The 25,542-nt window shown below is 37.5% G+C and carries 26 protein-coding genes and 3 pseudogenes; 9 read left to right on the forward strand and 20 right to left on the reverse strand.

The window, feature by feature from the left end; genetic code table 11:
• Positions 1 to 142 precede the first annotated feature (142 nt).
• The 5 genes from DW930_RS05985 (at position 143) to DW930_RS06005 (ending at position 4,867) form a co-directional block, all read left to right on the forward strand.
• The gene (locus DW930_RS05985) at positions 143 to 880 is read left to right on the forward strand and encodes a response regulator transcription factor (protein WP_123159562.1); all 738 of its coding nucleotides are present in this window, start codon (positions 143 to 145) and stop codon (positions 878 to 880) included.
• Complete coding sequence (locus DW930_RS05990; RefSeq protein WP_123159563.1) at positions 877 to 2,214, forward strand: GHKL domain-containing protein; 1,338 nt, start codon at positions 877 to 879, stop codon at positions 2,212 to 2,214. Before DW930_RS05985 ends, DW930_RS05990 begins: the two co-directional genes overlap by 4 nt.
• Before the next feature lie 200 nt (positions 2,215 to 2,414).
• Positions 2,415 to 3,164, forward strand: a complete 750-nt coding sequence (locus tag DW930_RS05995; protein WP_123159564.1) for an amino acid transporter — start codon at positions 2,415 to 2,417, stop codon at positions 3,162 to 3,164.
• Between the two features lie 52 nt (positions 3,165 to 3,216).
• Positions 3,217 to 4,092 carry an ABC transporter ATP-binding protein gene (locus DW930_RS06000; protein ID WP_123159565.1) on the forward strand — a complete coding sequence of 292 codons (876 nt, stop codon included), beginning with the start codon at positions 3,217 to 3,219 and terminating at the stop codon, positions 4,090 to 4,092.
• A gap of 1 nt (position 4,093) precedes the next feature.
• A complete protein-coding gene (locus tag DW930_RS06005; RefSeq protein ID WP_123159566.1) occupies positions 4,094 to 4,867 on the forward strand; it encodes a hypothetical protein in 774 nt (257 codons plus the stop codon).
• A 127-nt stretch (positions 4,868 to 4,994) separates the two neighbouring features.
• On the opposite strand, the gene trxA is transcribed toward DW930_RS06005, so the two are convergent.
• The 5 genes from trxA to DW930_RS06030 all read right to left on the reverse strand — a co-directional run bounded on the left by trxA (position 4,995) and on the right by DW930_RS06030 (position 8,327).
• Positions 4,995 to 5,309 (reverse strand): thioredoxin, encoded by a 315-nt coding sequence (gene trxA / locus DW930_RS06010; RefSeq protein WP_023027262.1) that lies wholly within the window; start codon positions 5,307 to 5,309, stop codon positions 4,995 to 4,997.
• A 12-nt stretch (positions 5,310 to 5,321) separates the two neighbouring features.
• Positions 5,322 to 5,546, reverse strand: coding sequence for a DUF4649 family protein (locus DW930_RS06015; protein ID WP_023024402.1), 225 nt, complete (start codon positions 5,544 to 5,546; stop codon positions 5,322 to 5,324).
• Between the two features lie 588 nt (positions 5,547 to 6,134).
• On the reverse strand, positions 6,135 to 6,404 hold the full coding sequence (rpsO, locus tag DW930_RS06020; protein ID WP_004193424.1) for a 30S ribosomal protein S15: 270 nt from the start codon (positions 6,402 to 6,404) through the stop codon (positions 6,135 to 6,137).
• 420 nt (positions 6,405 to 6,824) lie between these two features.
• Positions 6,825 to 8,042, reverse strand: a complete 1,218-nt coding sequence (locus tag DW930_RS06025) for a tyrosine-type recombinase/integrase (RefSeq protein ID WP_001291561.1) — start codon at positions 8,040 to 8,042, stop codon at positions 6,825 to 6,827.
• A gap of 81 nt (positions 8,043 to 8,123) precedes the next feature.
• Positions 8,124 to 8,327, reverse strand: a complete 204-nt coding sequence (locus DW930_RS06030) for an excisionase (RefSeq protein WP_000814511.1) — start codon at positions 8,325 to 8,327, stop codon at positions 8,124 to 8,126.
• Here DW930_RS06030 and DW930_RS10595 point away from each other — a divergent pair.
• On the forward strand, positions 8,311 to 8,562 hold the full coding sequence (locus tag DW930_RS10595) for a hypothetical protein (RefSeq protein WP_001845478.1): 252 nt from the start codon (positions 8,311 to 8,313) through the stop codon (positions 8,560 to 8,562). The genes DW930_RS06030 and DW930_RS10595 overlap by 17 nt on opposite strands.
• Positions 8,563 to 8,787: 225 nt before the next feature.
• On the opposite strand, the gene DW930_RS06040 is transcribed toward DW930_RS10595, so the two are convergent.
• Entirely contained in the window at positions 8,788 to 9,018 is a 231-nt protein-coding gene (locus tag DW930_RS06040) for a helix-turn-helix domain-containing protein (RefSeq protein WP_000857133.1), read from the reverse strand.
• Positions 9,015 to 9,437: a sigma-70 family RNA polymerase sigma factor gene (locus tag DW930_RS06045; protein ID WP_000804885.1), complete on the reverse strand. Its 423-nt coding sequence runs from the start codon at positions 9,435 to 9,437 to the stop codon at positions 9,015 to 9,017. Before DW930_RS06045 ends, DW930_RS06040 begins: the two co-directional genes overlap by 4 nt.
• Before the next feature lie 504 nt (positions 9,438 to 9,941).
• On the opposite strand from DW930_RS06045, the pseudogene DW930_RS06055 reads away from it, so the two are divergent.
• Positions 9,942 to 10,163 (forward strand): annotated as a pseudogene (locus tag DW930_RS06055) (helix-turn-helix transcriptional regulator); the annotation flags it as partial.
• Between the two features lie 73 nt (positions 10,164 to 10,236).
• Here the strand turns inward: DW930_RS06055 and DW930_RS06060 are convergent.
• The 12 genes and pseudogenes from DW930_RS06060 to DW930_RS06120 form a co-directional block, all read right to left on the reverse strand.
• A complete protein-coding gene (locus tag DW930_RS06060; RefSeq protein ID WP_001240982.1) occupies positions 10,237 to 13,155 on the reverse strand; it encodes a Tn3 family transposase in 2,919 nt (972 codons plus the stop codon).
• A 3-nt stretch (positions 13,156 to 13,158) separates the two neighbouring features.
• A complete protein-coding gene (locus DW930_RS06065) occupies positions 13,159 to 13,713 on the reverse strand; it encodes a recombinase family protein (RefSeq protein ID WP_000576156.1) in 555 nt (184 codons plus the stop codon).
• A 354-nt stretch (positions 13,714 to 14,067) separates the two neighbouring features.
• Positions 14,068 to 14,805, reverse strand: coding sequence for a 23S rRNA (adenine(2058)-N(6))-methyltransferase Erm(B) (gene erm(B), locus DW930_RS06075; protein WP_001038795.1), 738 nt, complete (start codon positions 14,803 to 14,805; stop codon positions 14,068 to 14,070).
• Between the two features lie 124 nt (positions 14,806 to 14,929).
• Positions 14,930 to 15,013, reverse strand: a complete 84-nt coding sequence (locus DW930_RS06080; protein ID WP_117844860.1) for a 23S rRNA methyltransferase attenuation leader peptide — start codon at positions 15,011 to 15,013, stop codon at positions 14,930 to 14,932.
• A 48-nt stretch (positions 15,014 to 15,061) separates the two neighbouring features.
• Positions 15,062 to 15,229 carry an MLS leader peptide gene (locus DW930_RS10600; RefSeq protein WP_000502600.1) on the reverse strand — a complete coding sequence of 56 codons (168 nt, stop codon included), beginning with the start codon at positions 15,227 to 15,229 and terminating at the stop codon, positions 15,062 to 15,064.
• A gap of 48 nt (positions 15,230 to 15,277) precedes the next feature.
• Positions 15,278 to 16,480: pseudogene (mobT, locus tag DW930_RS06085) on the reverse strand (MobT family relaxase); the annotation flags it as partial.
• A gap of 22 nt (positions 16,481 to 16,502) precedes the next feature.
• On the reverse strand, positions 16,503 to 16,655 hold the full coding sequence (locus tag DW930_RS06090; protein WP_031764745.1) for a hypothetical protein: 153 nt from the start codon (positions 16,653 to 16,655) through the stop codon (positions 16,503 to 16,505).
• 2 nt (positions 16,656 to 16,657) lie between these two features.
• Entirely contained in the window at positions 16,658 to 18,043 is a 1,386-nt protein-coding gene (locus DW930_RS06095) for an FtsK/SpoIIIE domain-containing protein (RefSeq protein ID WP_123159568.1), read from the reverse strand.
• A 28-nt stretch (positions 18,044 to 18,071) separates the two neighbouring features.
• A complete protein-coding gene (locus tag DW930_RS06100) occupies positions 18,072 to 18,458 on the reverse strand; it encodes a YdcP family protein (protein ID WP_000985015.1) in 387 nt (128 codons plus the stop codon).
• A 15-nt stretch (positions 18,459 to 18,473) separates the two neighbouring features.
• Complete coding sequence (locus DW930_RS06105) at positions 18,474 to 18,788, reverse strand: YdcP family protein (RefSeq protein WP_000420682.1); 315 nt, start codon at positions 18,786 to 18,788, stop codon at positions 18,474 to 18,476.
• Positions 18,789 to 19,393: 605 nt separating this feature from the next.
• Positions 19,394 to 21,505 (reverse strand): Cna B-type domain-containing protein, encoded by a 2,112-nt coding sequence (locus DW930_RS06115; protein WP_123159569.1) that lies wholly within the window; start codon positions 21,503 to 21,505, stop codon positions 19,394 to 19,396.
• Positions 21,506 to 21,724: 219 nt separating this feature from the next.
• Positions 21,725 to 22,453 carry a pseudouridine synthase gene (locus tag DW930_RS06120; protein WP_123159570.1) on the reverse strand — a complete coding sequence of 243 codons (729 nt, stop codon included), beginning with the start codon at positions 22,451 to 22,453 and terminating at the stop codon, positions 21,725 to 21,727.
• 171 nt (positions 22,454 to 22,624) lie between these two features.
• Here DW930_RS06120 and def point away from each other — a divergent pair, with 171 nt between their 5' ends.
• Positions 22,625 to 23,239, forward strand: coding sequence for a peptide deformylase (def, locus tag DW930_RS06125; protein WP_120701606.1), 615 nt, complete (start codon positions 22,625 to 22,627; stop codon positions 23,237 to 23,239).
• 27 nt (positions 23,240 to 23,266) lie between these two features.
• On the opposite strand, the gene DW930_RS06130 is transcribed toward def, so the two are convergent.
• Complete coding sequence (locus DW930_RS06130; RefSeq protein ID WP_023024424.1) at positions 23,267 to 24,118, reverse strand: mechanosensitive ion channel family protein; 852 nt, start codon at positions 24,116 to 24,118, stop codon at positions 23,267 to 23,269.
• A 150-nt stretch (positions 24,119 to 24,268) separates the two neighbouring features.
• Between DW930_RS06130 and sstT the strand changes: the two are divergent.
• A pseudogene (gene sstT, locus DW930_RS06135) lies at positions 24,269 to 25,486 on the forward strand (serine/threonine transporter SstT).
• Positions 25,487 to 25,542 lie beyond the last annotated feature (56 nt).

Here is a 25,542-nt window from a genome sequence, read left to right on the forward strand (position 1 = left end):
ATCTAGCTGTAAAAATTATCATTACAGAAAAATGAGAAACCATATTCGATAAACAAACAGTGTCTTCAAAGACAAGTTTAAGAGAAAATATGACTGAATTTTTTCTAGGATGAAAGGATCAATAAGTTCAGAAGGGAGAAATATGCTAAATATCTTTGTATTAGAAGATGATTTTCTACAACAAACACGTATTGAAACAGCAATCAAGAAATGTAGGACAGATCATCATCTAAAGTATAAATACTTAGAGGTATTTGGGAAGCCAACACAATTGTTAGAGGCCATCAAAGAGACAGGAAATCACCAATTCTTTTTTTTAGATATTGAAATTAAAGGGGAAGAAAAAAAAGGAATGGAAATTGCGCGTGAGATTCGTGAAAAAGATCCTAGCGCTTCAATCGTATTCGTAACGACTCACTCAGAATTCATGCCCGTTACCTATCGTTATCGTGTCTCCGCTTTGGATTTTATTGATAAAGGATTAAATGATCAGGATTATCAGGAAGCGATCTCATCTGTTTTGATACATGCTGCTGAGAACGTCAATAAGACAATAGGGGAGGATTCCTTCAGCTTTAAATCAGAGCATTCCCAGATTCAAGTCCCTTTCTCAGATATTCTATATTTTGAGACATCTTCGACCGTTCATAAGGTCGTTTTAACAACTAAAAAAGGACACATGGAATTTTATGGTAAAGTCTCAGATATTGCTAAAACCGACAAGCGACTTTACCAAAGTCATCGAGCTTACGTTGTAAATCCAGAGAATGTCGTTCGTATTGATAAAGCAAATCATATTGTTTATTTTGAAAACAATGAATCATGCTTTGTATCACGTTTAAAACTGAAAGGGCTAGTTGAAAAGGTAGATAAAAAATGACTCTAGAGTTTGAAGGTGTGTTTTTTGTTAGTTGGTTAATAAGGTTAGTTATTTTTCAACAAATTAGTTATTCAAAATTTAAATTACCATATTTATTTTTAATACCTGCCCTACTGACATTGATTGAATACTATTATTATGATGTTGTCTTTTGGGGAGAAATATTATTTTTACCTTCCATCACTTTCTTTCTAAAATCTCGAGAAAGATGGAATTGGTTACAATACATATTCTACTGTTTTTTTACTTTAACAATTTTTGATATGTTGAGCAGTCTATCATCTATCTATTTCCAGTTTTTATTTAGAGTATCAGAGGAGGTTTTAGATAAAAATATATGGATGGATTGGATACCAATACTTTTAACCTTTCCTGTATACATTATATTTTTTAAAATATTTCGAATTAATATCGAGTTACTTTCACAAGAGGTTAAAAATAATAAATTTTCAATGGTAGTAAAGATTTTTAGTATAACGATGATAATCTATTACCTCTTAAGTTATATACTCTCAAGTATACCTACACTTGAATATGCTGGTTTATTTCCTACCCATATAGACGATATATACTACAAAAGAATAGTTATCTTCAGTTACATCCCTATCTTTTTAGGTTTTCTATTTTATATCCAACACATTATTAAAGAAAATATCAATATAGAAATTCAAAAGATGAAAGATTCACAGATAGATTCAATAAGTAAATATAGCAATCACATTGAATCTCTTTACAAAGAAGTGAGAAGTTTTCGTCATGATTATACAAATATATTAGTCAGCTTAAATGAATCGATAAAGAAAAGAGATATGGATGGGGTAGAGAGGATCTATAATGCCGTACTGAAAGAGTCTGATAAATCCTTTTACAATAGTCAATACGATATTGCTAAACTTGTTCATTTAAAAAACCTAGCAATGAAATCGGTTGTATCCGCAAAATTGATTGAAGCACAAAATCGAGGAATTGATGTCTCTGTAGAAATAGCTGAACCTATCGGAACTCCTCAAATAGATCTAATCGATTTTATTACGATACTATCTGTCTTTTTAGATAATGCCATAGAAGCTGCAGTTAACGCAGAAGCTCCAAGAATTAGTTTTACTTATTTTCAAGAGAATGAAAATAAAATTTTAGTTATCTATAATACCACTGCTGACTATAAGATCCCTACTAAAAATATTTTCCAATATGGAGTCTCAACCAAAGGAGAGGGACGAGGTATCGGTCTTTCCAATGTCAAACAAATCCTTTCCAAATATCCTAAAGTCACTTTAGAAACAAAAAGTATAGATCATGAGTTCACTCATGAATTAAAGATGTACGAAGGATAACTTTAAAACTAGAATAAATGGTCTGTTTTTTATAATTCCATTCATTATAAAAAACAGACCATTTATTAGATTGATCATTTCTTTTATTAAATTTGAAATATACTGTTGTGTGTAAGAACTTAGAAAACGAAAACCGAGTTACAATTGTTTAGTGAACTCACCCACATTCTGTTTATGATTATAGTTAGGAGAACTAGCCCATGTTTAATAGATTAACAACCGCTGTCTTTCAGTCGATCTTGAAAAGGAGAGATACGAAGATCTTCTTATCCTTTTGTCTATTACCTATCCTGGTTCCATTTTTGGCAGGAAATATGGAAGATATGAAAGCCGACTATACGAATAGTTTTTTATCTTTCTTTGATATCACTCTTTTAACACAGTATCGTTTAACAATCCCGATACTCATTTTTTCCATATTGATTTCTTCCGTTTTTAGAGATGAAATTGATAGCAAGATCATGTTTTTATACAAAGATATTAAGCGTTCTAAAATTTTCAACGCAAAAATACTCGGACTATTTTTAGTTTATATCCTCTATTTATTTGGAACTTTTTTTGCAACTTTCATTACTTATTATGGCATTATGTTGCCTAGATTTGGAGTTGATTCTAACTTCTTACCTTCAAGCTCTATTTTAGTTGAGAAATCTATCTTGTCGATTCTTTCTGTGGTTTTACTTAATCTTATAACAACCGTCATGGTTGCGATGGTTTCCATTAAATCTAAGACCTTAGTGGCTGTTTTAGTAGGTATCTTCTTCACTTTATTTGCCTTCACAGCTCCCTTACTGATTGGAGTAAGGTATGTGATTCCAACCACTTATGCAAATGCTTTACAAGCAGGTGAGTTTGGTTTAACGCTGTTAATCATCATTGGCTTGTCTTGCATTTACTTCTTGCCTAGCTATTTCTCAGCTAGAAAGAATTTTGAAAGAATAGAGTTTTAAAAAGAGCAAGTTGACTCATTTATTATTTATAAAAATTGAAAGGAAACTAGATATGCTAAAAATCGAAAGTATTTCAAAAAAATTTGTTGGGAATGACTTTTATTCACTCAAAGACGTCAATATGGAAATCAATAAGGGGGAGATTGTCGGTTTGATTGGTAGAAATGGGGCAGGTAAATCGACACTCATGAAGTTGATGGCAAAATCACTAAAACCAACTTCTGGACTTATTACCTATAATGAGATCGATATTCATAGTAAAGACAATGTATTAACAGACTTTGGTATTATGATTGATCCAGTATTCTACCCAGAAATGTCCGTTATTGATAACTTAAAATTTTATCTACGTTTACATGGGAAAGAGGAACTTTTTTCAAATATTGAACCGACTCTAAAATTGGTAGAACTATGGGAAGCTAGAAATAGAAAACCAAAAGGATTTTCTTTTGGTATGAAGCAAAGGACAGCCTTGGCAATTGCTTTGGTTGCCGAACCAGACTTCCTTATTCTAGATGAACCATTCGTTGGACTAGATCCGATTGGTGTTCAGAAATTAATTGATATTTTGAAACAGTGGTCTAATGAGAGACAAATTTCAATGCTTATTTCTAGCCACCAATTAGGAGAGCTAGAAGCCTTGTGTGAACGTTATGTCTATATTGAGGCAGGGCAGTTAGCAGACGCTTTTGATGGTGCAGCTTGTCCTAGTTTGCTTGTGTACTTGAAGGAGACTAAGAATCTTGAAGGGATTCAGTCTTTATTAAGTGATGACGCCATTCTAGAAGGCAATGTTTTAGACATTTCGACAAACATATCCTCTGAAAAGGTTAATGAGATTTTTAAAACTTTAGGAAATCATGCCTTGATTGAGAAGATAGAGGTGAAAGAGAACCACCTAAAAGAGATCTTTACGAAAGGACAGTAATATGAAACAAATCTTACCTGCCATTTTCACATCTGTCTGGAAGCGTAAAGAAAGCAAGATTTACCTGCTATTCGTTTTATTTCCAGTTATCTTTCTTCTAGCTTCCTTTTTTGGAAAATCTAATTTCATGCAAATTTCCGTAATAGGAGACAATAGAGTAAGTGGGATAGCCTTTCTAGATATGATGATCAGTTCAGCAGATTCATTTATCTTACCTACTCTTGCAATCTATTTCTTGACAATTTCTGTCTTTAGACGAGAGATAGATGATCATACCATGTTTCTTTATAGAGATTTAAGCCGTAAGAACATATTTTTTTCAAAATATCTTAGTTTACTCTCAATCTTGGTACTTTTTTATATTCTATTTACTTGTGTTTCTACTACAATCTATTTTACCAGGGTCGTTCAGTTTCCTTTTGCCTCGAATACCTTTTTTGATAATGATTTATCTATTACTTTATCAACCCTAGAGGATATTTTTGGAATCTTTTTAAAAGATATTTTTTCAGTAACTGTCGCTTCTGTGTTATGTCTTTATTTAAAAACAGGCTCAACCATAGTGGTAGCTATTATTTTAACAATTGCAAGCATGATGACTTCAATGATTGGCGGAGGCATTGCAATGCTTTTCCCGAATGGATATAACAGATTGCTTAATGACGACATCTTATCCACGCCACAAGCATTCTTGGGAGCCCTTGGCATTACCCTCGTTTATGGCTTTATTCTCCTAATCATTGGTTCTAAAAAGTTTCAAAATTTAGAGTTTTGATGTGACAGGACTTGACCTGCTGCCTATAATCTAATGACGTATACCTTGTCTACAATGTACGATTGAAAGATACAGGTTTCTCTTTATCATCAAAAAAAGATTGGAACATAGCTCCAATCTTTTTTTCTTAACTCAACTCAGCCACAATGGCCTTGATTTGGTCTGCGGTGTGCACACCTGCTACTTGTTTGACAACTTGCCCATCTTTTTTAAAGAGCAAGGTTGGGATGGACATAATGCCGAAAGCACGCGCTGTTTCTGGATTTTCGTCCACATCCATTTTCAGGATTTTTAATTCATCTTCTGAAAGTTCTTGGGATAATTTTTCTAGGATAGGGGCTTGCATGCGACATGGACCACACCAGGTCGCCCAAAAGTCTACCAAGACCAATCCTTCTTTTGTTTCAGCTTCAAATGTTGCGTCTGTAATTGCTTTTACCATTTTCTTTCTCCTTTAGTTTTTGTATTGATCGAGGTCTTGCTTCATCAAATAGAAGAAGACATCTCCGTAAGTTCCGTGGTAATCAAGTTCGTGACCATTATAGGTCAATTTTTGTACTGGATAGTAATCCGCCACACCAATCAAGCAGGTCTGTTGGGAGCGTTCAAACTCTTCATAGGAATCAAAATGCATGACTCTTTCTTGTTTTGCACCATCTAGATATGTAATTTCAATCATATCGGTAACCTCTATTTCTTAAGATACACTCATTGTAACTCTGTTTATTACATCTGTCAAATGAAACGATTTACTCAGTTGATGGATCTTATCCGAAAAAAAGACAATAAAAAAAGAGGCTGGGACAAAAGTCCTATCCTCTCAATTGTCTTTGGATTGTCGAGCAAGACGCAGTGGTTGAGTGGGCTCTACTACACTGATTTCATCAGCTTTTACAGCCCTACTCAACTGTGCGGAGGTGGGACGACGAAATCGAATTCTAACGAATGACCGATTTCTGTCCCACTCTCTCCATTCTTGCTGGATAAAACGGTTCTAGACAAGGCGCCGAGCCGAAGATAATATTGAAATTCTAGTAAAAAAAGAAAAGCCCCCTGAATCCAGAGAGCTGATTTGAGCTCGGGATAAACTCCTAGTGAAAATAAAAAATCTCCCCGAAGGGAGATGAATCTGGTTTATTTTACCTTACGATGCTAGGAACCGAAGCCGAAGATAATACTGAAATTCTAGTAAAAAAAGAAAAGCTACTCTACAATAGAGTAACTTAACTTTTTTGTATTCAATCGAACACGGCCTTTGTATCTTGAATTAACGACGAAGTCCAAGAGAGTTGATCAACTCACGGTAACGGTTAACGTCGTTCTTACGAAGGTAAGCCAACAAGTTACGACGGCGACCGATTTTCTTCATCAAACCACGGTAAGTAGCGTGGTCTTTTTTGTGTTGTTTAATGTGGTCGTTCAAGTGGTTGATTTCCCAAGTAAGGACAGCAACTTGAACTTCTACTGAACCGGTGTCACCTTCGTGACGTGCGTATTGTGCAATGATTTCATTTTTTTTCTCTTTTGAGATTGCCATGATAAGCTCCTTTTCTTTATGCTCTATCCGAGTGGCAGGTCTGGCATAGCCTGCTACCAAGAAAGAGTTAGTTGTCTATTCGACTTATTCATTCTACCAAGATTTCATCTTTCTGTCAAACACTTATGCTCCCTTCAAAAACAGAAATACGCTTTTTTGAATCATTTATTCTAGAAGCCCTTTAACAGAAAAAGACAAGAATCTTTTCAGATCATTGTCTTAGAATAGAGACAAATTTTTTCTTTGAAACAAAGTATAAATTTCTAATTATCTTTTTATATTTTCTTAAATGCTCGTAAAGCCTTATTCTATGTGCTTTCGAGTATTTTTACTGTAGGAAGATACTTCACGTTTCTTTGCATATTTCCTCATGTCTTAGCTGTCAGAAGTGGTAAATAAGTAGTAAATTCATTTGTACTACTAAGCAACAAGACGCTCCTGTTGCTTCTCTTTATTCAAGCGTTTCATTTCTGCCATTGCAGAATCGAATGTTGCATGTGCGTAATAGTTCAGCGTCATGGCTATATTAGCATGTCCCATAATGTACTGTAATGCCTTTGGATTCATTCCTGCATTTGCATAGTTGGTACAGAATGTATGTCGCAAACTATGTGGAGTGATGTGTGGCAATTTATCCTCGTTATACTTATTGTATTTCTTAACAAGACCTTTCATCATGCCGTTGTAATCACTTGCCACTTTTGGATAGTTCTTTCTATTAAGAAAGAGGAAATCACTATATCCATCAATCTCAACACGCTTATCATTCTTTCGATTCGCTAACACTCGCTTAAATGCTTGATAGGCTTCTTCAACCATAGGAACTTGACGTTCGCCACTTTTGGTCTTTGGTGTTTCAATGTAGTACCCAATTTCAGTATCTCTCAATAGCTGATGGTCTATATTGACAAGACGATTCTCAAAATCTAAATCTGGAAGTGTCAAACCACCAAACTCTGAAATACGAAGACCTGTTTTTAAGAGTATCAGAATTTCATCATAATTTTTGCTGTAGGTTTTATCAGCTTTTGCAAAGGCTAACAGTTTTTCTTCCTGTTCTTCTGTTAGTACGGTCTTAGGGACAGTATCATCATCAAGAACTGCTTTCAGTTGAAAGTCAAATGGATTCTTCCGAACACAATCATCTTGTATAGCAATATAGAATGAAGCCTTTAAAGAACGTTTGTAGTTATTGATGGTTTGATAAGCATAACCATTTTCACTCATTCTAATAGCCCATTCTTTAGCGTCTGATGGCTTAATACTGTCAATACTTCTTACACCTAACTTGTCTTTCTTCAAAATATCCATAAGATATTTGCGTCCAGTTTCAGTGTTTTTTCTAACCTTTGGTCTTTGAGCGTTCTGTTTTGCGTAAAGCTGGCAGAGTGTCATTTTCTTTCCTACAACATCAATACCATCATGAATGTCTTTCTGTAACTCTGCGATTTTCTCTCTAAGTGAGATACAATCACGCTTTCCTGCTGGTACTCGGTCTGTAGCCACAAGTTTCCACGAGTAAACAAATTGCGGTTCTCCAAATGAATCTATATATTTGTATAAGTATCTTCCGTCTTTTCGTTGGCTCTCTCCAGTCTTTAAGATTCGACCTTTATTGTCACGTCTTTTTTCTGACATGGCATTTGCTCCTTTCCTTTATGGAAAGAGCCTTGATACGACTTAATACTATTTTATCATATACAAGACCCTTTGGCGACGCTAGATTGCGTCCAATGTATCTATAATTTTTTCAAATTGTTTTCGTTTAATCTGAATACGATTGCCATTCATAATCAGCCAATTTGCATTTTTATTTTCCTCTGCCAAGCGTCGTAGCTTGTTTTCGCCAATACGAAAATATTTTGACGCTTCTTCAATGGTTAGGGTATAACGTTCCCAAATAGGAATGTCAGTCTGCTTCATAAAATCCTCCTTTCCAAATCACTTATTTGGATTTCATAAAAGTTGTTTTACCAGCAATCGAACAGCTTTAGCAAAGCTCACGGGAGTTCCACCCCTGCATGGTTCTCATGTAGCCATACTCATTGCCTGCGACGGTTTTATCACGCTCGGACTATTGACTGTATGGGAGTATCATTATCACGATAAGAATGTCGTTGCAGGCAATCCTGCTAAAGATTGCTTCTCGGATCACTAACATGAATCGCTCGCTATCTTTATAAGATAGGTCATGGCGGTTAGTTCCGTTGGCTCTTTTCTTATCGAAACGTATTCGATTACTTTTATTCAGTTTTCAAAGAACAATGGCTCGTTAGCCTATCAAAACACATTGAAAGCTCAATATGCTTTGGTGGAATAACAAACCTCCCTGTTCGGGAAGCGTGGAATGGTTTAGCACGCTTCCACGAAAGGAGAGAGGATATTACTTAATTTCAAATGACAAAATCTTTGTAATCAGTCTGGTTTCCATTCTTCCACGTAAGACTTCATCAACGACCATACTTTGATTGCCATATTCATCTTTCATAAGTCGTAGGGAACGCTTCGTTATGTACCCTCTGTAATGATGTAGAATCTGGTTAATCGCTTCGGTATCGCCATCTGTTGCCTTTACAATGAGAGGAAAGGGAATCATAGGATATTGTGTTTTCATTCTTCAAATTCCTCCATAAACTTTTTAATTAAGGCTAGTCCACTGGTTCTATGCCGATAGACAGTAGAACGGTTCAATTTCAACAGGTCTGCAATTTCTGAATCGCTCATGTCCATAAAGTAAAACAGCAGTAGAATTTCACGTTTCTTGTCTGGCAACTCACGTAATGCTTCACTCAACAAATCATTTTCAACGCCTACTGATAACCCATTGAGTGTAAAAATCTGAAAGTCAGTTGAATAGTTATCTGTTGTCGCAAACTGGCTAACAAGATAATCGCCAACATCCGAAAAGGACACCTCACGCTTTGCAATCCTTGAAAGATAAAGCATATAATTCTTTCGCTCGTCTTCCATAGCACGTTTACAGATATAGTCAAACTGATTTTCTATTGTGGTCTGAAAAGAAGATGGTTTCATGTTTCTCACCCCCTTTCTGTCTAGGAAAGGAAGTGAGCCTTGCTCGTTTATCTCCTTTCACTCTTAGTCCCAATGTGAAAGGGGGATTTGTTGCATTACTGATAAATAAACTTTGTAAAAAAGTTCTGAATAGCCAAAAAAGCATATAAACAGATTTATTTCTCTGTTTACATGCTTCTGTTATTCTATCTATATGATTTATAAAACCACATTGGTGGACGTACTTATCTATTGCAGATAGACGACTTTTTTTGACAAGAACCCAATGTAAGGAAATTTATTGTATATGATGTACTTCATGGCGACGTTGACCTCCAACAAACCGCCATTTGGAAGTAATATACAATATTTTAACAGCGTAAATAGCACTACCATATAACGGTTTTTTTTATTGGCGTTTAGTAGTGCTTTTTATTAAATATAAACCTATAAACCATATAACACGTTTTTCTATACCTGTTTTTAATTCAGTAGGAACAATAAAATGTATAGAGGTGGTCTACTATGCGTAAAAAAGAAGATAAATATGATTTTAGAGCCTTTGGTTTAGCCATTAAAGAAGCTCGATTGAAACGAGGTTTAACTCGTGAACAAGTGGGAGCATTGATTGAAATTGACCCACGGTACTTAACTAATATTGAAAATAAAGGGCAACACCCCAGCATACAAGTTCTTTATGACCTTGTATCGTTACTTCATGTTTCCGTTGATGAATTTTTCTTACCTGGGGTCCCGAGCGCTTAGTGGGAATTTGTATCGATAAGGGGTACAAATTCCCACTAAACCAATGTTTCAAGGCCTATTTATTTTTTATATTCAATTCTCTTAAGTGTTTAGGAATAGATAACAAGTCAAATTTATACTCTCCAAGAAAAGTGATATGCTCCCAATTAATAGGAGATACATGCTTCATATACTTAGTTACTTCGGGATCTATTTTGACGAGATAATTATAAGCTGCTTGTAAGTAGACGGCGTTCCATATACTTATTGCATTTATTAACACATTAAGCGCACTAGCACTTTGAAGTTGTCGGCGAATATCGCGCTCCATAAATTTTCCGCGTCGCCCAAAAAATAGTTCTCTAGCTAAAGCATTAATCGCTTCTGTCTTATTTAGTCCATGAGTGATCCTTCGCCGTAGCTCACTATCTGTAATATAATCTATCATAAAAATGCTCTTTTCAATGCGACCTAGTTCTCTCAGTGCAAGAGCTACTCTATTCTTACGTGCGTATGAGCCTAGCTTTCCTAATAGTAAAGAACTAGATACTTTTCCTGTTTGAATCGAATAGGCGATTCGTTTAATTTCATCATAGTTTTCTTCAATAATTTTTACATTGATTTTTCCGCTTATATCTTCTGATAAGTTAGGGTAGTAGGAAGGTGATTTGATAGAAAATAATTGTGATTTTTTTATATTTCTGATGCGAGGTTCAAAATCAAAGCCTAGTAATGCGGTCATTCCAAACACCTGATCAGAATACCCATTTGTATCAGTAAAATGTTCCTCAATATCTAGATCTGTTTCATGATAAAGTAGGCCATCAAGGGTATGAGTAGCTTCCCTTGTATTAGTTGAAGCAACCTCGATATGATGAGTCGTATGCCTATCATTTATTGATCGAATCATTGTAGCTCCTTTTTCCATACTTTTGTAATGTGGATTAACATCGGATTTTAGAGCTGAGACGCCCACTGGGACGCGCATTCCGTCTGAAGCAGTGGTTTTTCCTTCACCCCAAAAGTCTGCAACAGGAAGCTTTAACTGATAATTAACCAAAACAGATTGAGCACGAGTCAGAGCTTCTTTATAAAAGCGCCATTGTTTGGCATTGGCTAACTGAGAATAAGAAATTCCAGGAGTTGATTGGGCCATTTTTTCAAGACCAATATTCATCCCTAAACCCAGCAAAGCAGCAAAAATAATTTTTCTTTCTTGTTCACTCGGCGGTTTCCCTGTAGAATCATGACTAAATTCTTGTGAAAAGTTGGTCCAACTGTCCACCTCAATTAAAAGATCACTAAGCCTTATCTTAGGAATTATTGAATAAAGTTTTTTTCTATATATTTCTGCTTCGCTAGGTGTAACTTTTTCCAACTTTTTAAGGTTTGCTCTTGAAATTCTCTTATCAACTGTCGAATAAAATTGAAGCTGTAAATCTAAAATTATTTCCCGATCCTTTAAATAGTCCTCAAACGTGTCTGGAATAGTTTCTGAATCAATACAAGCAGATAAATCAACTAAGTAATCATCAATATTTCGATGGATCATACTTCCTTCAACTGAAATATCTCCTGATCGAATATTGTTCTTTAGCTCGGTGAAAGCTACTAACTCATAGTAAGACCGATCTATTTTCCCCTCTTCTGGCCGAACAAGGCTTTTCCATTTTTTACTCACAAAATCAGTAGAAGTATCTGCCGGTATTTTTCTTTTACCACTATTGTGTAAATCAGTTAGTTGAGTTAGGGCCATGAGGACTGGATTTGCTGCCGGAGTTGCTTTGAACGAAAGGGTCCTCAATAACATTGGCGTGTATCTTCGGAGGTAATTAGCTTTATTTCGAACCATTTCTAAATAGCCATGATTTTTATTACCTGTAATTTTTTTAGCTTCTTCTCCATCTTGTACTAAATCTTCCCAAGGCATGATTCGTTCAATTTCGTCAAAAGGATTACTATCATTATCTTTTGCAAAGTGAAGAGCATCAATTAAAGAAGCATAATGTTCCAATTTTTTAGTAGCCAATTTTCCTTTTTCTTTTAACTGTTCTTGTGAATCACGTGTCCCTTTGCGTTTAATACTTGCTAAAATGCGGTCATTAATCTCAATCAGTTGATCGATCAGATATTGATGATGATTGACTAAAAAAGCAATAAGTAAAGAGTATCTTTTTTCAAGCTCAAAACGGGAGAAGTCATATGCATCATAATTTTCCCCTAGTCTAGCTAGCTGAAGAAACCTGTTCCGATTAATATGGGAGACATTAATTGTCCCGAGTCCCATGGAAGCAATCACTTCCACTTTTTTACAAATACTCATAAAGCTTTCTGGATTTGCCTTACCTGGAATGTCTTTTAGCCAAGCGAGTTTAGTTATTTTCGTCTCTTCATAAATTTGAAACAAACTCTCTAGTTTTTCAATTTGTATATCTGTTAATGAACAGAGTAATATTGAAAATAAGTTGTTTTCTGCTTTATCTCGACAGCGGCTTATAATGTCTTCAAGTGTAGCTATAGATGGAAAAATAATTCTTTTTCGAGTTAAGAAATCAATTGTTTTTTTCATTAGATAGATAGAGTCATCATTTTCTAAAGCTAGTTCAATTAAATATTCTATTAACTGTTTTTGTGTATTAGCACTACCGAATCGATGATAGTTGAATACTTCTAAGATCTCGTTGAAGTGATTTGCACGTGTATTTCTATGATCATATGAATTTAAATCAATTGCATCAAGATGGAGCTGTCGACTCACATAAGAAGTTAGTCTGGTTGATTTAATCGGCCAATTACTTAAAGAACACCCAGGATACCGGGCCAAACAAAGTTGTATCGCAAATCCTAGTTTATTGACCTTTCCACGGTGTTGATTAATAACCTCCAGATCATAATCAGAAAAACTAAAATACGCTTTAAAATCCTCTTCTGATAAGTGGTCTACAGAAAGAAGTTGTTCACGCTGTGAAGTAGTTAAAATTCTTTTCATAGCCATATCTTAAGCATTCCTTTTATTGAGGTAACGGTAAAAGGTTGTTTTGCTTAATTTAGAGGCATCAAGAATTTGACGAATAGAATACTCTTTGCTGTCATACATTTTTAAAGCTAAATCAATTGATAGCTTACCTTTACTTGGACGGCCCCCTTTTTTTCCTCGGACTCTGGCTGCCTTAAGACCAGAGTTAGTTCGTTCAATAATAATATCCCGTTCCAGTTCTGCTAAACTAGCCATAACTCGGAAAAAGAATCTTCCCATAGACGTTGAAGTATCTACGTTATCTTGAATAGATATAAAATTGACACTAAGTTCTTCAAATAATTCAGAAAGTTCAATCAAATGTTTAGTTGATCGTGAAATTCGATCTAACTTGTAAATGACAACAGAATCTCCTTCACGTAGTAGGTTGATCATTTCTTCTAATTGCGGTCGGTCTTTTTTCGCACCAGTTACTTTTTCTTGAAATAATTTATCAATTCCATAATGAGTAAGTGCATCAATTTGTAAACTAAGATTTTGATCATCCGTACTCACTCGAGCATAGCCAAAAATCATAAAAAAACCTCCTTAATTTTATAATTTAAATGTACCATAACTCATTAAGTATAACTATATAGGAACTATGAAAAAGGAACGGATTTTGGTACTTGATTTACTTAAAAAACATTTAGAAAAAGCAGGAAAATGAAAAGGTACCATAAACGGTCGTTTATGGTACCATTCAAATTTATCCTTATTGTACAAAATAACAGCGAAATTTTTAAATCTATTCCTTATCGATACAAATTCCCCGTAGGCGCTAGGGACCTCTTTAGCTCCTTGGAAGCTGTCAGTAGTATACCTAATAATTTATCTACATTCCCTTTAGTAACGTGTAACTTTCCAAATTTACAAAAGCGACTCATAGAATTATTTCCTCCCGTTAAATAATAGATAACTATTAAAAATAGACAATACTTGCTCATAAGTAATGGTACTTAAATTGTTTACTTTGGCGTGTTTCATTGCTTGATGAAACTGATTTTTAGTAAACAGTTGACGATATTCTCGATTGACCCATTTTGAAACAAAGTACGTATATAGCTTCCAATATTTATCTGGAACATCTGTGGTATGGCGGGTAAGTTTTATTAAGACACTGTTTACTTTTGGTTTAGGATGAAAGCATTCCGCTGGCAGCTTAAGCAATTGCTGAATCGAGACTTGAGTGTGCAAGAGCAACCCTAGTGTTCGGTGAATATCCAAGGTACGCTTGTAGAATCCTTCTTCAACAATCAGATAGATGTCAGACGCACGGCTTTCAAAAACCACTTTTTTAATAATTTGTGTGCTTAAATGGTAAGGAATATTCCCAACAATTTTATACCTCTGTTTGTTAGGGAATTGAAACTGTAGAATATCTTGGTGAATTAAAGTGACACGAGTATTCAGTTTTAATTTTTCTGACGATAAGTTGAATAGATGACTGTCTAATTCAATAGACGTTACCTGTTTACTTATTTTAGCCAGTTTCGTCGTTAAATGCCCTTTACCTGTTCCAATTTCGTAAACGGTATCGGTTTCTTTTAAATTCAATTGTTTTATTATTTGGTTGAGTACTTTTTCACTCGTTAAAAAGTTTTGAGAATATTTTATATTTTTGTTCATGTAATCTCTCCTGAAGTGATTACATCTATAAACAAATACAGAAGTTAAACGATTTGTTTGTAATTTTAGTTATCTGTTTAAAAAGTCATAAGATTAGTCACTGGTAGGAATTAATCTAACGTATTTATTTATCTGCGTAATCACTGTTTTTAGTCTGTTTCAAAGCAGTAGATGTTTTATCTACATTACGCATTTGGAATACCAACATGACGAATCCCTCCTTCTTAATTACAAATTTTTAGCATCTAATTTAACTTCAATTCCTATTATACAAAATTTTAAGATAATGCACTATCAACACACTCTTAAGTTTGCTTCTAAGTCTTATTTCCATAACTTCTTTTACGTTTCCGCCATTCTTTGCTGTTTCGATTTTTATGATATGGTGCAAGTCAGCACGAACACGAACCGTCTTATCTCCCATTACATCTTTTTTTGGATATCTGTCAACTGGTATGGTTGACAGATATCCTTTTTTTGTTGTTATCACGTCCTGTTCTTTTACTGACTGTTGCTTCAAAATCTGCTTGTGTCGGTCTGTCAGTTTCGCATGGTCGAGAATGTCTTTTACAACCTGCGTCTGGTTGATTTCATCAAGTTTAATCGCAACCTTTAAGGTCGGGGCAACTTGATGAGATAGCCAGTTCAGCGTCCTTTGGAAGGAGTAAGGCTCTGGTTTTGTGGTTAGTTTTAATCGTTCACGATTGTTCCCAATAAACCAAGCCCATTCTTCATTCAGTTTCCAATCAGAACGAGGTTTGGAATCGTCTTTATCTACAAAACGGATATACCGATTGATAATTTTAAAGGCGGTATGCTCTGGATTGTCATAGACGAGTAAATCACGGACTGCATAATAGGCACGCTCATTTTTCAATCGAATCTCAAAACGGTTTTTTACTTCTGCGTCTTCAATGGGAATATCATTTTTCTTGTACTGCTCGTAGTCCTTTTCATAGATACAGAAATAAACTTCACTTTGTAATGAACCGATATAGAGGGTGTTTCCCATACATTCCTTTTCCTCTTTGCGTACCAGTTCGCCACTGCGATAGCTTTTAAAACTGCGGAAGACGGAGATACATTCTTCCTGTTGGCACTTTTCAGTGAGTACAGGGATATTTAAAATCCCTGTCTTATCGTTAATGGCAAGGTCAAGGCGTTTCATCACACCGCCAGCCACCAAAACGTCCATAAAGAACTCATACCAGCTTCTTTGTTGTGCCAGAAGATAGCTTTCAAATTGTCTGCACCCACGACCTTTCAATTCCACCAGAACTCCTTTGTCCAGTTCATGGGAGCAAAGGACGAATATGTCGCCTAAAGCATAATGCTCTGAATAAGAATAGAAACCATAGTCCTCATGAAGAAAATAGGACAGTTTCAGTTGTAAGATGTTTTCGACCACCTGCTGTACGTCTGTTGTCGGAAAGCGAATTCTTACATAATCAAACAGCATTTCAAGGGGAGCGTCGGGATTGAAGCGTTCCAGAGCTTCCCAAAGGGACTGCTGTAAATCCTCTGATGGCTTGACTTTTCCTGTTTCAATATCGCTTAGATACTGCCTTGTAATACCAGTCGCAACAGCTAAACGGTTTTGAGATAGTCCATAAGCCAAGCGTTTTTCTTTTAAATGCTGTAACCAAGTTTGTTCATTCAGTAAAAATCCCTCCAATCAAAAAGGCGTATGTCAACTTTTAAAGCCCATTTGACATACGCTGAAATTTTGTAAATCCCTTGTAACCAAAGGATTTTCTAATGTTTTTTTGACTGTTTCCTGTCGATTTGTACCCCCCTGTTAGATACGGGGGGGTAAGTGCTGGCGTGGCTATTGCCACACCAGCCAGCAAGATCAGTCCACACCTGCGACTTCCGCTTCGCACGTCGCCTGCGTGGACTGTCTGCTGTTGGATAACTTTTTAATTTCCTCCAAGAAATCATATCCTTTTGGTACAAGGGGAGTATAAAACTCTGATATGACACTTGTTCCTACATCAACATAGCCACGACCTTTGATTCGCTTTAAGAAGAAATCCTTTTGTACGTCACTGCCAAACATCATGCCATAGCCCATTTCAGACATACGACCTAAAGCCACTCTGAAATTAAACTGATCACGGATTCCGTCGCCTAAATATTTTGCGTCTGGACGTTGACAAGCCAGTATTAGAAAGAAGCCAGCTTGACGACCTAACATGACAATCTGTTTCAGCTTATTCATAACTGCGGTGTTTTCTTTTGTTCCCAGCATTTCCATGAAAGCGACGTATTCATCAAAGATTAAGAAGTGTGCCGGGAGACCTAAGTAAGCATAATTTTTGCCAGTCTTATAGTTCTTCATCTGCTTCATTTCCTCACTACGTTTCATCATTTCTTCATAGAATGTTTCAATGCAAGAAAGCAAGTCTTCTTTTCTATAGTAGACATTTGCCATCACAGAACCTAAGTCCGCAAGATCAGCATTTTTCGGGTCAAGAATATACAGTTTTGAATCTGTATGAAGCAAGGCTTCAATCAGTGTCAGTATAAAGTAAGTTTTACCGCCACCTGTACCACCAGCAATCAACATATGAGGGAGCTTATCATATTCCCACCATACGTTTTTCATTAAGCGAAGTTTACCATCTTTAGCTTCTACTTCATCAATAGAAATACGACTGGCTATGGTGTCATAGAGCAAAGTATATTCCACATAGGAATCCTTTAACTCTTTATCCGTCAGCTCACAGTACAAGCCACTCTCTAATTTCTTTTCCAAGTGTAAGAGTTGGTCTTGATATTTTCCCAGCGTGATTTCCACTTGTATCTGTATTAAGCCATTTTTAAGGCGATAATAGATTTTAGGGAAGTAGGTTATCTTTTCTTTGGTACGACTGGGGGAATCCTTGAAGAAGCCATCTGTTTTGACCTGTTCTGATTCATACCACTTATTTTCAAGAACCATCTTCGCCAGCTTTTGACGGTGGTAGAGTTGTTTAATCGTATCATAGCGATACCGTTTGAATAGAAACGCCACCAGCAAGCAGACAAGAATTGCGACACTGAAACTGATACTTAAATACGGAATGTCAATCTTATCTGCTTGTGATAGGTTAAAGTCCTGCCAGTTGACCTGCTGGATTGTCTTCACATGAAACAGTCCGACAACCAGCAGGAAAACAGGCAGGAGTGACGCTATCGTAAAATGAAAGACTAAATCTTTACCAGATGGGCGAATCCTTTTACCACGCTGTTTCATGCGAAAAAGTCTCCTTTCTACCTAGCGACTATTTGTCTTGTGTCGGTTCTTTCTTTGCTTGTGGTTGAGCTTTGAATGAACTAGAATCCTTTGTCAGCACAATATCGTCTGCCTTGATATACCAGTCAACATCTGCTCCTTGATAGGTGGCAGTAGCAACGGTGTCCGCAATGGGATTGATAAGTTCCACCCGTGCGTTATAATCAAACTCTTTCAAAGGCACGCTGGCAGGAATACTTACTTGAATCATGCGTCCTTGTCCTTTGGATTTTAAGTCATAGGTACGTTCCTTGATTTCATCTGAAACCGACCCGTCTTCATTTTGGATTCTCACTTCACGACGTAGAGCAGAGAATTTCAATTCTCCAAAAGTCGTGTCTTTATCTAATACAATGCCATTTGCTAATCTCATCATTTTTCCTCTCTTTCTTTATTCTTTTATCATGTCGTCAGCATGTAAAAGGTAATTTGTAAAACCACGAGTGCCGATTTTGTAGCCCTCTGCGGTAATACGTGGATTGACTAACTTCACACGTTCCTCAAAGCCGAAATGTTTTTCGCCAGCTTCAGCAGGAAGCACCACCACAATATCATCTGCTCTTTGAACATCAGAATAGAGATTATAGCTTCTTGATAAGACAGTTAGCCGTCCGTTGATTCTTCGCTGAACGACTTTATCCTCGCCAGCAAATTCTAAATTGCCGAATGTTTTTTCCATGTTGGGAATCACAAATTTAAGTTCCATATTTTTACCTATCCTTTCTTTTTTATTGGCTGAATGAATGTTTGATGGTCTTAAAGAGTGGGGAACGACCTTTTGATTCTTGATTTTTTGTTTTCATAAGTTCACTTCCTTTCAAAATCGGGTAAAAAAATAGACACCTCATTTTTTGAAGTGTCTACCTATTAAATATTCAAATTTTATTGGAAGTATCTTTATATCTTCACTTTTCAAGGATAAATCGTCGTATCAAAGCTCATTCATAAGTAGTAAATTAGTAGTAAATTGAGTGGTTTTGACCTTGATAAAGTGTGATAAGTCCAGTTTTTATGCGGATAACTAGATTTTTATGCTATTTTTTACATAAAAAAGTTAGATAATTACCCGAAAATGACTTTTATTTTTAGCCATTTAAGAAGATCAAAATTTTCCGCTGTGAGAAAAATGCCTGAAACATAATTGTTTCAGGCATTCGGAATTATTGAGACCTTAGGCTCAATAATTAGACATGGAACTTTGATGAAGTTCGCTGACGTCTGTACTCACCTAAGGAAAATTTTTCAGAAGACTTTATCTTCAATCTGAGACAATTATCTTTTCAGATCATTGTCTTATTTACATTGTAATTGTTAGTCAGCTTTCCGTTTACCACTTAACAGCATCGCTGCAGCAACAAAAGCTAACAGTACACTTGCTCCAAACAAGCCATAAGAAGTAGCTTCACCAGTTGATGGAAGAATTTTTCTCTTTCCTTCTGTTGGTGTAGTTGGAGTTTCTGGTTTCTCCGATGTGCTTGGTGTGGTGGTCGATGGAGTCGTAGATGCTGGTGGAGGTGTAGTCGTAGACGGTGGCGGGGTTGTCGTAGATGGTGGGGGTGGAGGCGTACCTGGAGGGGTTGTAGGTGGTGTATGACGGTTGGTTACCGTAAAACCATCGATAGTTGCTGTATACCCTGCTACTGGATCCTCTGTAATCGTGTAGACAATCTTCTTGCCTTCCTTGTATACTGGTAGATCCGTAAAGCTTGCCTGCCAATTGTCAGTAGCGGTGATTTCTTTTACGGCCACTTCTTGACCATCCGCAAGCAGACGGACTGTTACCTTATCTGGTCGAAGGCCATCTTTATTTTCCTTATCATCCCAGACTTTCTTGACAGCTACTTCTGTCACTTCTGGTGTACGGCTATTGGTAATATTCGTTCCTTCAACACTTGTTTCATACCCTGCAACAGGTTCTTCTGAAACTGTGTAGGCAATGAGATTACCAGCATCGTCAACAACATCAAGATTGTCGAACTGATAGAGCCAATTGCCTTCCGCATCTGGTTTCACTTCTTTAGAAGCTACTTTTACACCGTTCGCTAAAAGATTGATGGTGATGGCTGATGGGCGTTTACCATCATGATTGTCATTGTCATTCCAGGTTTTCTGACCAGAAATGCTGGTTTTTTCTTTTTTGTTGATGACTTCACGCGAAATCGCAAGGTCATTCCCAAAATCTTCTTTGCTGATCTTAATTGGCTCTTCTGAGAGGACGTATCCTGTCGGAGCTTGAATCTCTTGAACAGTATAAGCTTGCTTGATCAAGCCAGCAACGGTTCCTGTACCCTTCTCATCTGTGGTAATGGTTCCGACTTGCTCACCAGTGTCATCTGCTGTCACAGTAAAGACAGCACCTGCAAGTGCTTGACCATTTTCTCCTTTTTTATGGATTGTGAAGGAATATTTCTCACCATTGAAGGCTCCTTCAAAGAATTGGTATAGAATATCTGCTTCTTTGTGTTGCTCTTTGACTTCTGTGGCAGTCATCGTCGCATTGTTTTTATATTCTGTATTGATGGCTGGGACCTTGTCCAAATAGACATCATAGCGAATGGTCATCCCTTGCTCAGGAGCTAGATCCCCGATATGAACAGTTAAAGAACGACCGTCCTCACTGACAACCGGAGAATAATGGCTGGTTACATTTGTGGTATCCCGCAAATGATAGGCACCATCTTCGTCACTGATCTTCCAAGTTCCTGTATGGATATTAACTGAATCTACCTTGATTTTACCATCTGTAAAGGCTAATTGGTCCTTAATATCAATATTATGGAGGGCAGTGTGACCTTGATTGATGTTCAAGGTATAAGTCAATTTCAATTTATCGCCTGAGTTTGTCCAGCCCCATTTGCTAAAGACCTCTGGAGTTGGAGGATACTCACCTGGATTGACTCCTTTATAATCAACCTTTCCACCTGAAATGACTGTTTTATCAACTGAAAGCGTAAAATCAAGTGTTGTATTTCCCTTAATCACGGAGTGGTCCACACGAGCAAAGAAACGCAACTTCCCTGTTACATTGGCCATTTTTTCAGGATAGTCTGTATAGGTCACCGTGATGACTTTTCGTTGATCATCTACTGTCGCAGTTGCAACTTTTTGGCCAGTTGGATCCAATAGGTCAATGGTATCTGTTTCAAAAACCTTAAAACCATCTCCAAGTTGGATGACTGTTTGATCGCCTGCTTTTACACGACCATTCGGTAAAACAAAGTTTGCTTCAACATTGAAACTTTCCCAAACACCGAGTGGTTCTGTTAAGTCACCGCCAGTCGCTTTAGAGATGTTCACAGAGCTTACAACATCATTGATCGTATCGGCATGTGCTTTAGTAACCCCATTGGGTTTAGCAAATCCTAAAGCTGCTAATAAAAACAAGGCAACTGTTGTCACAACAGCATAGAGCCACTTTTTCATAAACGATTTTTCTCCTTTTTACGTTTAGTAGATAAGTCCAGCCAGTAACGAAGATGATGCCCTATTACAGATTTTCACAAAACCTATCTTTTCTCATTATAGTTGATTTGCTTTGATAGTACAAGCAATTTTATATATTTTTTGTCTGTAACGTTCATTTTTTTGACACAAACAAAAAACTAGCTCCCTGTATCCTCAGTTTGCTAGCTTTCCCTTTGTTTATAATGGGATTCCAAAGACCTCTAAAGAAGCCAATTCAGAGAGTTGGAGCCTACGCCACTGCCCCAAATTGAGAGCGGGATCTAGACTCAATGGCCCCATGGAAATCCGCTCGAGATCGGTGACTTCCTTGCCACAAGCTGCGACCATGCGCTTGACCTGGTGGAATTTTCCTTCAGCGATGCGAATCTGAACCAAGCAACTATCGGCTTCTCGATCAACTTCCAGAATTTCCAAATCAGCTGGCAGGGTAGTGAAATCCTTCAATTCTATTCCTTCTTTGAAGCGGACGACATCTTCCTGGGTCATGATTCCAGCCACTTGAGCACGGTAGACCTTGTCCACATGCTTCTTGGGCGATAGCATGGCATGAGCCAGCTTACCATTATTGGTCAAGAGGAGTAAGCCATGAGTATCGATATCCAGCCGTCCGACAGGAAAGACTTCCTTGCGTCTCGCTGTATCATCTAGCAAATCTAAGACTGTTTGATGGTGGTCGTCTTCCGTTGCTGAAATGACCCCCTTGGGTTTATTGAGCAGATAGTAAACAAACTCTTCATGGAATAAACTTTCTCCCAGATAGCTCACTTGGTCTTTATCTGGATCAATGTGAACCTTGGCAGATGTCTCCACCTTCCCATTGACTTGAATTTTTTTCTGCTTGAGGACTTGCTTGACTTCTGTTCGGCTTCCCACTCCACAGTCCACTAAATATTTATCTAAACGCATGCTTATCTCCTTCATTCTTCTTATCATTATACCATGAACTGGCCTAAGATTCTTTCCTTTCCTAGTTTACAGCCCGTCTAGTCCATCAGCACCCCTCAATCAATTGGGAAACTTTCATTCTAGAAGGAATTATGATATGATGGTTTCTAGAAAAAAGGAGTGAATGAGAACATGTCTGCAATTGAAACCATTACAAAAGCTGCCCATCTAATTGATATGAATGATATTATCCGCGAAGGCCATCCGACTTTAAGAGCTATCGCAGAAGAGGTCACTTTCCCACTGTCAGATCAAGAGATCATTCTTGGGGAAAAAATGATGCAGTTCTTACACCATTCACAGGATCCTGTCATGGCGGAAAAATTGGGTCTTCGAGGAGGAGTTGGACTCGCTGCCCCTCAATTAGACATTTCTAAACGCATCATTGCTGTCCTCGTCCCAAACCCAGAGGATGAAGAAGGAAATCCTCCAAAAGAAGCATACTCCATCCAAGAAGTCATGTACAATCCTAAAATTGTCTCCCACTCAGTCCAAGATGCGGCTCTCGGAGACGGAGAAGGTTGTCTCTCTGTAGACCGTAATGTTCCCGGTTATGTGGTCCGCCACGCGCGCGTGACGGTGGACTACTTTGACAAAACAGGAGAAAAACACCGCATCAAACTCAAAGGCTACAACTCCATCGTCGTTCAACATGAGATTGACCACATCAATGGGGTCATGTTCTACGATCGGATTAATCCAAAAGATCCTTTTGCTGTTAAAGAGGGTATGCTCATTTTAGAATAAAAAAAAAGACCGATGGGTCTTTTTTTATTAGGGTGTGACAGAAAAAGTTGTTGGAATCTCAATCCCATTTTGTAAGAGGGCATCATGATAGAGTTTATAATAAAGATGGTAAATGGCCACTTGGCTCCCCGACTGGACCATCATAGCGACGCGGAAGGAATAGCGACCCGTTCCCTTTTCGATTTGAGGTCCTAAAATCGTTGGACCATCTAAGATTTCTGGATGTTTCTGTGCCTGTTCATCGTTGACTTGCTGGAATATTTGATAAATCTTATCGAGATCCGTTTGAGCAGAAATCGGCATATCAATTAAGACGCGCTGGTTGCCCCGAGAGAGATTGCTGACAACCATAATATTGCGATTGGGGATAAAATGCAAGGTCCCATCTGCATCTCTCACCTGGGTTGTCCGAATGCCGACACTCGACACTGTCCCAGCGATGGTAATCGGACCATTAGTCACTCGAACAGTATCTCCAACATCCAATTGGCGCTCAAGGAGAATAAAGAAACCATTGACCAAATCCGATAAGAAGCCTTGAGCTCCCATCCCAATGGCAACTCCTGCAATTCCCGCTCCAGCTAAGAGACTAGAAACAGGTAAGCCGAGGATGGAAAGAATCCAGTAGATCAAAATAAAATAGAGGCAGTAATTCAACAGACTCTCTACCAAGCGCAAGATAGTATTCTTACGCGCTTCATCTTGGCCCACATAATTCAATGACGGTTTTAAAATCCGTTTCACCAAGCTACGAAGTAGTTTTTTTGCAAGTAAAAATAAGATAAATAAAATAGCTAAGGAAATCAATTTCGAAACCAATTCATCCATGATTTTGGTCCAATCAAACTGACTGACATAGCGAGAAAAAATATTCTTCATACCTTCTATCAATCTCCTTCTCTCTTTTTCTAATGGTTTGATTATATCAGATTTTAGGCTATAGAACCAGCACCCTTATTTAAATAACCATTGATTTTGCGCCTTTTCTATCGTATAATGGACGGCAAACTTTCAAAAAAGGAGGTCCTTATGGTCAAACGATTCATTCAAACTTGGAACAAAACCAACCTTATGAAGCGGATTGCAATCGGAATCTTCGTTGGAGCTCTCTTAGCTTTGCTTCTTCCTCAAGCATCTGCAATTGGTCTATTAGGGGAAATCTTTGTAGGCGGCTTGCGGGCAATTGCTCCTCTTTTAGTCTTCGCCCTTGTCGCTAACGCCCTCTCCCAACACCAAAGGGGAACCCAAACCAATATGAAGTCAGTCATTGTCCTCTACCTCCTGGGAACTTTTGCGGCAGCCCTGGTAGCGGTCTAGGTTAACTATCTCTTCCCTATTACCATTTCTTTATCGGGAACTAGTGCTGAAGGAACTTCTCCTGATGGACTAGGGGAAGTCATTAGCAACCTTCTCTTAAAAATCGTAGACAATCCCCTCAATGCCCTTATCCAGGCTAATTATATCGGGATTTTATCCTGGGCCGTAGTCTTTGGTGTTGCTATGAGAGAAGCTAGCGAGCACAGCAAGGATCTCCTGCAAACCCTAGCAGATATTACTTCCAAGATCGTAGAATGGATTATTAACCTAGCTCCATTTGGAATTCTAGGCTTGGTCTATACAACGATTGCTGGACAAGGCTTTGATGGACTCAAGAGCTATGGGCTCCTCTTACTTCTCTTAGTTGGCACCATGTCCTTCGTTGCTCTCGTCATCAACCCGATTTTTGTCTACATCATGATTCGCAAAAATCCTTATCCACTAGTCTTTAAATGTCTACGAGTGAGTGGATTAACTGCCTTCTTTACTAGAAGTTCCGCTGCTAACATCCCTGTCAACATGAAACTTTGTAAAGAGCTAGGTCTCAACCCCGATACTTATTCAGTTTCTATCCCTCTGGGATCTACTATTAATATGGCTGGAGCTGCCGTCACTATTAACACCTTGACCCTAGCTGCTGTCAATACCTTAGGCATTCAGGTCGACTTTGGGACTGCCCTGGTCCTCAGTATCGTTGCAGCCGTCTCAGCCTGTGGGGCTTCTGGAGTAGCTGGTGGTTCCCTCCTCTTGATTCCTGTCGCCTGCAGCCTCTTTGGTATCGACAATGATATTGCTATGCAAGTAGTCAGCGTGGGCTTCATTATTGGTGTCATCCAAGATTCTTGTGAAACAGCCCTCAACTCATCAACAGACGTCCTCTTTACAGCTATTTCTGAAATGAAAGATTGGCCCAAAGAAAAACGCTATTAATTCAGAAAAACCAGATCACACGATCTGGTCTTTTTCTTTTTTCATAAAGTAGCTTT

The organism is Streptococcus sp. AM43-2AT, from assembly GCF_003603405.1.
Taxonomy (GTDB): Bacteria; Bacillota; Bacilli; order Lactobacillales; family Streptococcaceae; genus Streptococcus; species Streptococcus ilei.